The sequence below is a fragment of the Bradyrhizobium sp. SZCCHNRI1029 genome, assembly GCF_032487555.1.
Lineage (GTDB): Bacteria > Pseudomonadota > Alphaproteobacteria > Rhizobiales > Xanthobacteraceae > Bradyrhizobium.
This window is the reverse complement of sequence record NZ_JAUEUK010000008.1, coordinates 250,096-262,486: the sequence shown is the minus strand read 5'-3', so window position 1 is coordinate 262,486 and position 12,391 is coordinate 250,096. Positions and strand designations below refer to the sequence as shown.

At 66.5% G+C, this 12,391-nt stretch carries 13 protein-coding genes; 10 read left to right on the top strand and 3 right to left on the bottom strand.

The window, feature by feature from the left end; translation table 11 throughout:
- Positions 1 to 80: 80 nt before the first annotated feature.
- Positions 81 to 464: a cell division protein ZapA gene (locus QW861_RS23360; RefSeq protein ID WP_284423241.1), complete on the bottom strand. Its 384-nt coding sequence runs from the start codon at positions 462 to 464 to the stop codon at positions 81 to 83.
- Positions 461 to 811 carry a DUF4164 domain-containing protein gene (locus QW861_RS23355; protein WP_315713913.1) on the bottom strand — a complete coding sequence of 117 codons (351 nt, stop codon included), beginning with the start codon at positions 809 to 811 and terminating at the stop codon, positions 461 to 463. The genes QW861_RS23360 and QW861_RS23355 overlap by 4 nt, the downstream gene beginning before the upstream one ends.
- Before the next feature lie 268 nt (positions 812 to 1,079).
- Between QW861_RS23355 and tkt the strand changes: the two genes are divergently transcribed.
- From tkt to QW861_RS23305, 10 genes are all read left to right on the top strand, one after another.
- A complete protein-coding gene (tkt, locus tag QW861_RS23350; protein ID WP_316193525.1) occupies positions 1,080 to 3,065 on the top strand; it encodes a transketolase in 1,986 nt (661 codons plus the stop codon).
- Between the two features lie 213 nt (positions 3,066 to 3,278).
- Positions 3,279 to 4,286 carry a type I glyceraldehyde-3-phosphate dehydrogenase gene (gene gap, locus QW861_RS23345; protein WP_316193524.1) on the top strand — a complete coding sequence of 336 codons (1,008 nt, stop codon included), beginning with the start codon at positions 3,279 to 3,281 and terminating at the stop codon, positions 4,284 to 4,286.
- Positions 4,287 to 4,390: 104 nt separating this feature from the next.
- Positions 4,391 to 4,534, top strand: a complete 144-nt coding sequence (locus tag QW861_RS23340) for a hypothetical protein (RefSeq protein ID WP_315713910.1) — start codon at positions 4,391 to 4,393, stop codon at positions 4,532 to 4,534.
- A 26-nt stretch (positions 4,535 to 4,560) separates the two neighbouring features.
- A complete protein-coding gene (locus QW861_RS23335; RefSeq protein ID WP_315713909.1) occupies positions 4,561 to 5,751 on the top strand; it encodes a phosphoglycerate kinase in 1,191 nt (396 codons plus the stop codon).
- 46 nt (positions 5,752 to 5,797) lie between these two features.
- The gene (locus QW861_RS23330; RefSeq protein ID WP_315713908.1) at positions 5,798 to 6,049 is read left to right on the top strand and encodes a hypothetical protein; all 252 of its coding nucleotides are present in this window, start codon (positions 5,798 to 5,800) and stop codon (positions 6,047 to 6,049) included.
- 196 nt (positions 6,050 to 6,245) lie between these two features.
- Positions 6,246 to 7,313: a class II fructose-bisphosphate aldolase gene (fba, locus tag QW861_RS23325; RefSeq protein WP_316175432.1), complete on the top strand. Its 1,068-nt coding sequence runs from the start codon at positions 6,246 to 6,248 to the stop codon at positions 7,311 to 7,313.
- Positions 7,314 to 7,681: 368 nt separating this feature from the next.
- A complete protein-coding gene (locus QW861_RS23320) occupies positions 7,682 to 8,704 on the top strand; it encodes a class I fructose-bisphosphate aldolase (RefSeq protein ID WP_315713906.1) in 1,023 nt (340 codons plus the stop codon).
- Positions 8,704 to 9,381 (top strand): thiamine phosphate synthase, encoded by a 678-nt coding sequence (locus tag QW861_RS23315; RefSeq protein WP_316169472.1) that lies wholly within the window; start codon positions 8,704 to 8,706, stop codon positions 9,379 to 9,381. Before QW861_RS23320 ends, QW861_RS23315 begins: the two co-directional genes overlap by 1 nt.
- A 10-nt stretch (positions 9,382 to 9,391) precedes the next feature.
- Positions 9,392 to 10,474: a tetratricopeptide repeat protein gene (locus QW861_RS23310; RefSeq protein WP_316193523.1), complete on the top strand. Its 1,083-nt coding sequence runs from the start codon at positions 9,392 to 9,394 to the stop codon at positions 10,472 to 10,474.
- A gap of 129 nt (positions 10,475 to 10,603) precedes the next feature.
- On the top strand, positions 10,604 to 11,395 hold the full coding sequence (locus QW861_RS23305) for an inositol monophosphatase family protein (protein ID WP_315713903.1): 792 nt from the start codon (positions 10,604 to 10,606) through the stop codon (positions 11,393 to 11,395).
- Between the two features lie 268 nt (positions 11,396 to 11,663).
- Here the strand turns inward: QW861_RS23305 and QW861_RS23300 are convergent, their stop codons facing one another.
- The gene (locus tag QW861_RS23300; RefSeq protein ID WP_316188049.1) at positions 11,664 to 12,260 is read right to left on the bottom strand and encodes a hypothetical protein; all 597 of its coding nucleotides are present in this window, start codon (positions 12,258 to 12,260) and stop codon (positions 11,664 to 11,666) included.
- Positions 12,261 to 12,391: the final 131 nt, after the last annotated feature.

Here is a 12,391-nt window from a genome sequence, read left to right as displayed (position 1 = left end):
GGATGAGGCGGCAGGTCAGACAATCGCTGATGGAGAGACCCACAACACGATGATACGTTGTCGCGAGGGCTTGAATCGTCTCACCCGATCGCCACACCACCGCCGATGGTGCGGTTCAGCACCTGTGTGGTGCGCTCGATGCGCTCGGCGGCGGCGTTCAGCGCCTTCGCCACCGCGACCTGCGTGGCACGGGCGCGGTCGCTGGCCTGGTTGCGGACGTTGCGCAGGCCTTCGAGCTCCTGCTCCAGCACCTGGACGCGCTGATTGGCATCGATCAGCTCATCGCACACGGTGAGCGCCGCCATCACGGTGAGCCGGGCGTCGCCGATCTCGCCGAACTTGCCGCGCAGATTGGTGATGCGCGTCTCGAGACTCTCCGCGAGCTTCAGCAGCCGCAGCTCCTGGCCCTCCTCGCAGGCCATGCGATATTGGCGGCCGTTGATGGTGACGTTGATGTGGCTCATTCCTCGTCCTCATCATCATGCGCGGCGTCCTGGCCGTCGCCACCAGCGAGCACCGCGCGGATGGTGCCGATCGCGGTGTCCAGGCGTTCGGCGATCTCGCGGTTGGTACGCTCGAGCCGGCGCGTCTTCATCAGGGAGCCGTCGAGCTCGTCGGCGAGACGCGAGCGGTCGGCGCCGAGCGCCTGGATGCGCGTCGCCAGCTCGTCCTCGTCACGATCCGCCTCGCGCCGCCGCTCGACCGCGCTCTCCAGCGCGTCGAGGGCCGTCATCAGTCGCCGCGTCGCCGCCTCGAGATCGGCGGCGCCGGGTTCCACCTGGCCGGTAAGATTGGCAGGGTGATCGTTCATGGCACGGATGCGAGGCCCTCGGAGCAAGCGGGATGCGACAAAAGCGCTGTCCGGCAAGCGGTTACGGGCAAAATCTTACGTGGTGGGCGAGCCAAGCGCAACGCTCGGCCGAAACTATGCACTACTAAGCAACTTTTGGGAGGTTCCCGGCGTTGCAGAACCTTTGATTCCCGGAACCGAGGTGCTAATCAGCCCGCAAAATCCCGGCCCGCCAGCAATACCGGCGGCGCTCCTGTCATCAGCATTTCACGTTTGGACGGATTCCAGCATGACGCAGGTCGATCATTCCCGCATGGCCAACGCCATCCGCGGGCTCGCAATGGACGCCGTCGAGAAGGCGAAATCGGGCCATCCTGGCCTGCCGATGGGCGCGGCGGACGTCGCCACTGTGCTGTTCACCCGCGTGCTGAAATACGATGCCGCAGCGCCCGCCTGGCCGGACCGCGACCGCTTCGTGCTGTCGGCCGGCCACGGCTCGATGCTGCTCTATGCGCTGCTGTATCTGACCGGCAACGAGGAGATGACGCTCGACCAGATCAAGCGCTTCCGCCAGGTCGGTTCGCTCACCCCCGGCCATCCGGAGAATTTCCGCACCAAGGGCATCGAGACCACCACCGGCCCGCTCGGCCAGGGCATCTCCACCGCGGTCGGCATGGCGCTGGCCGAGAAGATGCTGCAGGCGGAATACGGCAAGAAGATCGTCGACCACCACACCTATGTGCTGGCCTCGGACGGCGACCTGATGGAGGGCATCTCCCAGGAAGCGATCGCGATGGCCGGGCACTGGAAGCTCAACAAGCTGATCGTGCTGTGGGACGACAACGGGATCTCGATCGACGGCCCGCTGTCGATCGCCGACTCGGTCGACCAGGTGAAGCGCTTCAAGGCGTGCGGCTGGGCCGCCGAGCTGATCGACGGCCATGATCCCGAGGCGATTGCGGCCGCGATCGCGCGGGCGCAGAAGTCGTCGAAGCCGTCGCTGATCGCCTGCAAGACCACCATCGGCTACGGCGCGCCGACCAAGGCCGGCACCTCCAAGGTGCATGGCGAGGCGCTCGGCGCGGAGGAATTGAAGGGCGCCAAGGAGAAGCTCGGCATTTCGCAGGAGCCGTTCTCCGTGCCCGACGACGTGCTCGCCGCCTGGCGCGAGGCCGGCCGCCGCGGCGCAACCGCACGGGCGGAGTGGGAGACCCGGCTCGGCGAGATGGGCCCGCGCAAGCGCGCCGAGTTCGAACGGCGGCTGCGCCACGAGCGGCCCGCCGCGCTGGCGAAGGCGCTGAAGGACCACAAGAAGGCGCTGCTGGAGACCCCGCTCAACGTCGCCACCCGCAAATCGTCGGAGGCCGCGATCGAGGTGATCGCAGCCGCCATGCCGTTCGAGTTCGTGGCCGGCTCCGCCGACCTCACCGGCTCCAACAACAACAAGGCGAAGTCGGCCGTCTCGTTCTCGGCCAAGACGCCGAAGGGACGCTTCATCCATTACGGCATCCGCGAGCACGGCATGGCCGCCTGCATGAACGGCATCTTCCTGCATGGCGGCTTCGCGCCGAACGGCGCCACCTTCCTGGTGTTCTCGGACTACGCGCGCGGTGCTATGCGCCTGTCGGCGCTGATGGGCGCGGGCGTCGTCTATGTGCTGACGCATGATTCGATCGGCCTCGGCGAGGACGGCCCGACGCACCAGCCGGTCGAGCATCTGGCCGCGCTGCGCGCGATCCCGAACATGCGCGTGTTCCGGCCGTGCGACGCGGTCGAGACCGCCGAATGCTGGGAGCTGGCGCTGAACCGCACCAACGGCCCGACCGTGCTGGCGCTGACGCGGCAGAACCTGCCGCAGCTGCGCACCAATGCGCCGGCGGACAACCCCTGCAGCCGGGGCGGCTACGAGCTCGTCGCCGCGCAGGGCGAGGCCAAGGTCTCGCTGTTCGCGACCGGCTCCGAGGTCGAGATCGCCGTTGCGGCGCAGAAGCAGCTCGCCGAGCGTGGCATCCCAGCCCGCGTCGTCTCGGTGCCGTCGCTGGAGCTGCTGCTCGAGCAGCCGGCCGAAGCCAGGGCCAAGATCATCGGCAATGCTCCGGTCAAGATCGCCATCGAGGCCGCGGTGCGCTGGGGCTGGGGTGCGGTGATCGGCCAGGACGGCATCTTCATCGGCATGCATTCGTTCGGCGAGAGTGGCCCGGCCAAGGAGCTCTACAAGCATTTCGGCATCACCGCCGAGGCGGCTGTCGCGGCGGCCGTACAGCGGCTGGCGTAAAGCCCGCTCGCTCCTGCGCGGCGGTTCACCAAATCAGGAGCGCCGCGCGAACATGATTCGCGACGGTTGAGCGAGCGCAAAAAAAGGACTACGAAAGGGCCATATCGTCCGCTCGCGCCCGGCAGAACCGGGCGTCAACAGGTCCAAACCCTCGTAGAGCCCTTGCCAGGGGCCGGCTGCGAGGGACGAGAAACGTCATTGAAGGAGACGAAAATGGCAGTCCGGGTCGGGATCAACGGGTTTGGCCGCATCGGCCGCAACGTTCTGCGCGCCATCGCGGAATCGGGTCGCAAGGACATCGTGGTGGTCGGCATCAACGATCTCGGCCCGGTCGAGACCAACGCCCACCTGCTGCGCTTCGACAGCGTGCACGGCCGCTTCCCCCATACCGTGACCGTCGACGGCGACACGATCGATATCGGCAACGGCAAGATCAAGGTCACCGCCGAGCGTGATCCGTCGAAGCTGCCCTGGAAGGACCTTGGCGTCGACATCGCGCTGGAATGCACCGGCATCTTCACCTCCAAGGACAAGGCCTCCGCGCATCTGACCGCCGGCGCCAAGCGCGTGCTGGTCTCGGCCCCGGCCGACGGCGCCGACGCCACCATCGTCTACGGCGTCAATCACACGACGCTGACCAAGGATCACCTCGTCGTCTCCAACGGCTCCTGCACCACCAACTGTCTGGCGCCGATCGCCAAGGTGCTGAACGACACCGTCGGCATCGAGACCGGCTTCATGACCACGATCCACGCCTACACCGGCGACCAGCCGACACTCGACACCATGCACAAGGATCTCTATCGCGGCCGCGCGGCGGCGATGTCGATGATCCCGACCTCGACCGGCGCGGCCAAGGCGATCGGCCTGGTGCTGCCCGAGCTGAAGGGCAAGCTCGACGGCGTCGCGATCCGCGTGCCGACCCCGAACGTCTCGGTCGTCGACCTCAAGATCGTCGCCAAGCGCAACACCGATCCGAAGGAAATCAACGAGGCGATGAAGCGCGCCGCCGAGCAGGAGCTCAAGGGCGTGCTCGGCTACACCACCGCGCCGAACGTCTCGATCGACTTCAACCACGATCCGCACTCCTCGACGTTCCACATGGACCAGACCAAGGTGATGAACGGCAACCTCGTGCGCGTGATGTCCTGGTACGACAACGAGTGGGGCTTCTCCAACCGCATGGCCGACACCGCCGTCGCGATCGGCAAGCTGCTCTAACTCTCGCCCAGTCATTCCGGGGCGCCTTGCAGAGAGGCCCCCGGAATCTCGAGATCCGGGTGCGGTCCTGCGGACCGTCCCGGAACGACGGCTGAGGAAGCGCGATGACCCTTCCCAACTGGCTTGGAATCCCCGGCGCGCTGCTGCTGATCGGCCTGATTGCCTATGGTTTCCGCCAAGGCATGCGGGTGACGACGAAGCAGGAAGGCGATCCGCCGGAAAACACCAACGGCTACAATCAGCCCTGATAGTCCCTCGTTCAACGGTGGCTTCAATGAAACAATTCCGCACCCTCGACGACGTCGACGTCAAAGGCAAACGCGTGCTGCTGCGCGTCGACCTGAACGTGCCCATGGAGAATGGCCACGTCAGCGATGCGACGCGCCTGGAGCGCGTCGCGCCGACCATCAATGAGATCGCGACCAAGGGCGGCAAGGTCATCCTGCTCGCGCATTTCGGCCGGCCGAAGGGGCGCGATGCCAAGGACTCGCTGAAGCCGGTCGCCACTGCGCTCTCGCAGGTGATCAAGCGTCCCGTCGCCTTTGCCGACGATTGCATCGGCGAGCCGGCGGCGACCGCGATCGCCGCGATGAAGGACGGCGACGTGCTGTGCCTGGAGAACACGCGCTTCCACAAGGAGGAAGAGAAGAACGATCCGGCGTTCGTCGCCGAGCTCGCCAAGCTCGGCGACATCTGGGTCAACGACGCCTTCTCCGCCGCGCACCGCGCCCACGCCTCGACCGAAGGCCTCGGTCACAAGCTGCCGGCCTATGCCGGCCGCACCATGCAGGCCGAGCTCGACGCGCTCGACAAGGCGCTGGGACGGCCGGCCAAGCCGGTCATCGCGATCGTCGGCGGCGCCAAGGTCTCTACCAAGATCGACCTGCTGGAAAACCTCGTCACCAAGGTCGATGCACTGGTGATCGGCGGCGGCATGGCCAACACCTTCCTGCATGCCCAGGGCGTGCAGATCGGCAAGTCGCTGGCTGAGAAGGATCTCGCCGCCACCGCGCTCAGGATCATGGAGAAGGCCGAGGCCTCGAACTGCGCCATCATCCTGCCGGTGGATGCCACCGTCTCCTATCACTTCGCGGCCAACTCGCCGTCCTTCGCCTATGGCCTCGACGCCATCCCGCCGGACAGCATGATCCTCGACGTCGGCCCGCAATCGACCGCCCGCATCCATGCCGCGATCGACGACGCCGCGACGCTGGTGTGGAACGGTCCGCTCGGCGCCTTCGAGCTGACCCCGTTCGACCGCGGCACGATGGTCGCCGCCAAGCACGCGGCCGAGCGCACCAAGGCCAAGAAGCTGGTTTCGGTGGCCGGCGGCGGCGATACCGTCGCCGCGCTCAACCAGGCCGGAGTTGCCTCGGACTTCACCTATGTCTCGACCGCCGGCGGCGCCTTCCTGGAGTGGATGGAAGGCAAGCCGCTGCCGGGCGTCGAGGTGCTGAAGATCTGATTTCTCGGACCTTGTCGGCCATGGATGTTTCCGTTATGTTCCATCCATGGTCGAGACTCCGACAGACCATTCGATCCTGATCAAGATCCAGGAGAGCATTGCTGCGCTCCGGACAGAGGTCGGACAGTTCAGGCTGGATAATCGAGCCGAGCACGAGCGCATGGAAGCCTTGATCCGCAGGCAGCGTCGGGACTCTGCCGGCATGCTGGTGATGATGCGCGCGGCCGCCGGTGACTTAGACGTGCGTGTCACCGAGGTCGAGGAACGCATCACCGCTCTTGAAGCCAGGAAGACCTGATCTCCCATCGTTGAGCTACCGGCAACGCGCCAGCCCTACGCGCTAACCCTAGACGTATCCTGACCGCCTCCTCCTCCAGGCTGCGTCGCCACTGCCCTTGGAATCCGCCCACCACCGCGTTATGCACGGTGCAGCAGTTTCGGCGCGTGCGCATCCTGCCGCACGGTCCAATCCTTAATCTCAGGGAGTTCCAGCCATGGCTCGTATCACGTTGCGTCAATTGCTCGACCACGCGGCGGAAAATGACTACGGCGTCCCGGCGTTCAACATCAACAACATGGAGCAGGCGCTGGCGATCATGGAGGCGGCCAATGCGGTCGACGCGCCGGTCATCATCCAGGCCTCGCGCGGCGCCCGCTCCTATGCCAACGACGTCATGCTCAAGCACATGATGGACGCGGTCACCGAGATCTATCCGCACATTCCGGTGTGCGTGCATCTCGATCATGGCAACGGTCCCGACACCTGCATGACCGCGATCCAGTCCGGCTTCACCTCGGTGATGATGGACGGCTCGCTGAAGGCCGACGGCAAGACCCCGGCTGACTGGGACTACAATGTCGGCGTCACCAAGACGGTCGCCACCATGGCGCATCTCGGCGGCATCTCGGTCGAGGGCGAGCTCGGCGTGCTCGGCTCGCTCGAGACCGGCATGGGCGACAAGGAGGACGGCCACGGCGCCGAGGGCAAGCTGTCGCACGACCAGCTGCTGACCAATCCGGACGAGGCCGTGAAGTTCGTGCGTGAGACGCAGGTCGACGCGCTCGCGATCGCAATGGGAACGTCGCACGGTGCTTACAAATTCACGCGCAAGCCGGACGGCGACATCCTCGCCATGAACGTGATCGAGGAGATCCACCGCAAGCTGCCGAACACGCATCTGGTGATGCACGGCTCGTCCTCGGTGCCGCAGGATCTGCAGGAGATCATCAACACCTATGGCGGCAAGATGAAGCCGACCTGGGGCGTGCCGGTCAGCGAGATCCAGCGCGGCATCAAGAACGGCGTCCGCAAAATCAACATCGACACCGACAACCGCATGGCGATGACCGGCCAGATCCGCAAGGTGCTGTCGGAGCACCCGGAGGAATTCGATCCGCGCAAGTACCTGAAGCCGGCGATGGAGGCGATGGCCAAGCTGTGCAAGCAGCGCCTGCAGGAGTTCAACACCGCCGGCCAGGCCTCGAAGATCAAGCGCGTGCTGACGACGGCCGAGATGGCCAAGCGCTACGCCAAGGGCGAGCTCGCCCCGAAGGTCGCGTGAGCGTTCGTCGTGTAGTTCGACCTTCGCCCTGAACTCGGTGTGCTCCCCTCCCCCTTGCGGGTAGGGCTATCGCATCTGGCGCTTTACGTCTTGCGCCCGCCTTTTTCCACTTCGTCATGGCCGGGCTTGTCCCGGCCATGAGGGAATAACTCGTTGGCAGCAGTTCGTGCCGCGATTGCCGAATTTCGTCAAATGCGATCGCCCTGCCCGTGCGGGGAGGGGACTGCCGCTGAGTTGACAAGGTTGCCCCATCAGCAACCTTCCTTCACCTCTCCGAGAGTCCGCCTCACCTGCGGCCAATGTTTGCTCGGCAACCGCCCGAGAACCGTCTATTTTGATGGGCAGGGCAGGTGCGTCTGGAGCCAAGCATGAACCTCTCCGCACTGAACACCACGGCCCTTGCCATGGTCGCGCCGGGCAAGGGCATTCTCGCCGCCGATGAATCCACCGGGACGATCAAGAAGCGCTTCGATGCCATCAAGGTCGAATCGACCGAACAGAACCGCCGCGACTATCGCGAGATGCTGTTCCGCAGCGCAGGCATGTCGTTCATCTCCGGCGTCATTCTCTATGACGAAACCATCCGGCAGAACGCCGCCGACGGCACCCCGCTGGTGAAGCTGATCGAAGCGGCCGGCGCCATTCCCGGCATCAAGGTCGACGAGGGAACGCAACCGCTGCCCGGCTGCCCCGGCGAGCGGGTCACGGCCGGGCTCGACAGGCTTGCGGATCGGCTGGCGACGTACTACGCGCTGGGTGCGCGCTTCGCCAAATGGCGGGCCGTGATCGATATCGACAAGGACAACATCCCTTCGATGACAGCGATCCATGTCAACGCGCATGCGCTCGGCCGCTATGCCGCCCTGTGCCAGGCCGCGAACATCGTGCCGATCGTCGAACCGGAGGTGCTGATGGACGGCGATCATGACATCGCTCGCTGCTTCGACGTCACGCGCCGCGTCCTGAACGAGGTGTTTCGTGAATTGCGCATCCAGCGCGTCGCGTTGGAAGGCATGATCCTGAAGCCCAACATGGCGGTCCCGGGCAAGCAATCGCCGGACCAGGCCGGGGTGCAGGAGGTCGCCGAAAGGACCGTCCAACTGCTGAAGGAATGCGTGCCTGCGGCGGTGCCCGGCATCGCCTTCCTGTCCGGCGGACAATCCGACGAGAGCGCGACCGCGCATCTCGACGCGATGAACCGGCTCGGTCCGCTGCCCTGGAGGCTGACCTTCTCCTATGGCCGTGCCTTGCAGGCCGCGCCGCAACAGGCATGGGCCGGCAAGGCGGCGAACATCCCCGTCGGCCAGCGGGCCTTCACCCACCGCGCTCGCATGAACGCGCTTGCCAGCCGCGGCCAGTGGACCGCCGCGCTCGAGAAAGAGGCCGCCTAGTGTCCGGCAAGACGACATCCGCGCGGCCCGCGCCGCGCCTGTATCTGGCAACGCCGGTCGTAACCGACGCGGCGGCGCTGGCCGCCGGCCTGCCGGCGATCCTCGCCAGCGCCGATGTGGCGGCGGTGCTGGTGCGGCTGAAGGAGAGCGATCCCCGCAGCATGATCACGACGGTCAAGACGCTGGCGCCGGCGATCCAGGGCGCCGGTGCGGCGCTGCTGATCGACGGCCATCCCGACATCGTGGCCCGCGCCGGCGCCGATGGCGCGCATCTGACCGGCGTCGCCGCGCTGGAGGAGGCGCTGCCCGGCCTGAAGCCGGACCGCATCGCCGGCTGCGGCGGCCTGTCGACACGCCATGATTCGATGCGCGCCGGTGAGCTCGGCGCCGACTATGTGCTGTTCGGCGAGCGCGACGCGCAGGGACGGCGGCCCTCGCCGGATGCCGTCAATGAGCGCCTGGCCTGGTGGGCCGAGCTGTTCGAGCCGCCCTGCGTGGGCTATGCGATTTCGCTCAAGGAAGCCGCGGACTTCGTCGCCGCGGGAGCCGATTTCGTGCTGGTCGACGACCTCGTCTGGAACGACGCCCGCGGTCCGGCCCCTGCTCTTGACGAGATCAGCGCCGCGATCCGGAGCGCGCATACGGCCGTGCCGGCCGACGCGCCGGGACAGAGCTGAACCGCTGCCGATGACGATCCTGCGCTTGACATGTCTTGTTGCTGCGCTCGCCATGGCGACGACGGGCGCGGCCGCGCAGATCTCGTTGACGCCGCCTGCTCAGCAGCCGCCGACGGAAAAGCCCAAGCCGGTCGAAAGGCCGGCGGAGAGGCCCAAGCCGCCGGCACCGTCCGCTGCGAAGAAGCCTGCTCCTGCCCCGCCGGCCAAGCCGGCCGCCCCGGCGCCGACCGCGACGCCACAGCCCGCCGCCAATGATCCCAATGTCGACGTGGTCTACGGCGCCTATCAGCGCGGCCAGTACAAGACCGCCTTCGATCTCGCCACGCCGCGGGCGCAGGCCGGCGATCCCAAGGCCATGGCGATGCTCGGCCAGCTCTACGAAAACGCCATGGGCATCCGCCGCGACTACGACAAGGCGGCGATCTGGTACAAACGCGCCGCCGAGGCCGGCGACCGCGAAGCGATGTTCGCGCTGGCGATGATGCGGCTGGCCGGGCGCGGCGGCCCTGTCGACAAGCTCGAGGCGGTCAAGCTGCTGGCCTCCGCCGCCAAGCTCGGCGAGCCCAAGGCGGCCTACAATCTCGCGCTGCTCTATCTCGACGGCCAGACCTTTCCGCAGGACCTCAGACGCTCGGCCGAGCTGCTGCGCCTTGCTGCGGATGCCGGCAACGCCGAGGCGCAATACGCGCTGGCGACCTTCTACAAGGAAGGAACCGGCGTGCCGAAAGACCTCGAGAAGGCCGCTCGCCTGCTGCAGGCCGCGGCGATCGCCGACAATGTCGACGCCGAGGTCGAATACGCGATCGCGCTATTCAACGGCACCGGCGTGCCGAAGGACCAGCCCGCGGCGATCGCGCTGCTGCGCAGGGCCGCGCGGCAGAACAGCCCGGTCGCCCAGAACCGACTGGCATGGGTGCTGCTGTATGGAATCGCCACCCAGATGGACAAGGTCGAGGCCTACAAATGGCACCTGGTGGCCAAGACCGCCGGCAAGGGCGACCCCAAGCTCGACGAGAAATTCGCCGACATGCCCCCCGAAGACCGCGCCAAGGGCGAACAGGCCGCCAAGCGCTGGCTGGGCACCATCAAGTGATCGGCCGCTGATCCGGCCTTGACGCGGCGGCCCCGGCAGGGCACCCACAGCCAGCCATTTCACCCGCCTTCGTCCGCTTCCGGGGAAGGCGCGCACCGCGAGGTGCGGTCAGCCCAGCGCATCGAGCTCATGATCCATTCCGCCCTCATCAATGTCATGGTCAAGGCCGCGCGCCGCGCCGGCCGCAACCTCAAGCGCGATCTCGGCGAGATCGAGCATCTGCAGGTGTCGCTGAAGGGACCGGCGAACTTCGTCTCGCGCGCCGACAAGAAGGCCGAGGAGATGCTGTACGAGGATCTCTCCAAGGCCCGGCCCGGCTACGGCTTTCTCGGCGAGGAAGGCGGCAAGCGGGAAGGCAGCGACAAGTCGCACACCTGGATCGTCGATCCGCTCGACGGCACCACCAACTTCCTGCACGGCATCCCGCAATTCGCGATCTCGATCGCGCTCCAGCGCGAGGACACCGTGATCGCCGGCGTGATCTACAACCCCGCCAATGACGAGCTCTACATCGCCGAGCGCGGCAAGGGCGCGTTCCTCAACGACCAGCGGCTGCGCGTCGCCGCACGGCGCCAGCTCCATGAATGCGTCATCGCCTGCGGCCTGCCGCATATCGGCCGCGGCGACCACCAGCTGTTCCTGCGCGAGATGACCTCGCTGCAGGTCAAGGTCGCAGGGCTCCGCCGCTTCGGCGCCGCCTCGCTCGACCTCGCCTTCGTCGCCGCCGGTCGCTTCGACGCCTATTGGGAACGCGACCTGCAGCCCTGGGACATCGCGGCCGGCCTGATCATGGTGCGCGAGGCCGGCGGCACCGTATCGGGCATCGACGGCAAGGAGGACGCGCTGGCGACTGGGCACGTCGTGTGCGGCAACGAGGTCATTCACCGCGAGCTCGTGAAGGTGCTGAAGGCGGCGGCGTAGTTTTGATTCTGCGCGGCCACGCCGTTCGCCTTCTTATAGAATGCCACACCGCTCGCGTCACATACGGTGTCGTCCCGGCCTTGAGCCGGGACCCATAACCACCGGCTGTTCTGATGGAGCGAGATGGGGCGACCTGCGCGCCTCAAACATCTCCCTGGGGGTATGGGTCCCGGATCTGCGCGCGCATACGCGCGCTTGTCCGGGACGACGCCGAGGATGGAGTTGGCGGCCGAGCTCTACCGCCGGAAAGCTATCTACAGCCTGAACGCTATCTGCGCCCGCTGGTGAACGCCTGCGGCGTCGCGCCGGGCAATGCCGGGGAATTGATGTCGCTGTCGATGCGATCGGACGACTGGCCGGCATAGCTGAAGCCGAGCGACAGGCTGACATTGGACGTCGGCTTGAACTCGACGCCGCCATTGATCGCGTAGGCCGGCGTAGACGTCGAGCGTCCGTCGAATGTTGCGAACGGGCCGCCCAGGCCGGGATTGTATTTCAGCGTGTCGAAGCCGCCGTAGAGGCTGACCCCGCTCTTGAACGTGTAGCCGTACTGCGCGCCCTCGGTGGTGTACGAGCCGAGCGCCCCATAGCGATTGACGATGTTCGAACTCAGGCCGACTCCCGAAAGCGCCGCCCAATTGTTCGTCACGCTGTAGCGCCGCGCGAAGAAGCCGCTGTCGCTGCCGTTCGTCGTGAAGCTCGGAAAGTTGCCGTAGGAGTCGAGGCTGCCGGCATCGCTGAAGCCGACCGGCCAGCCCGGCAGCCAGTATTTGACGGGACCTGATTGGGCGTGAGCCGCGTGGCTGACGAAGGAGAGACCAGCAAGCGCGATTGCGAAGACAGATTTGCGAGAGACCATCGACATGCCGTGACCGTTTACATGCTGTGGGAGCATACACGCGGAGAGCGGCGAACTCCAGCCGGCGTCGGTGGAGTTCCGTTCTCCCGGCACGAGCGGTGTGCTCCCCTCCCCCTTGCGGAGAGGGGAGCGGATCG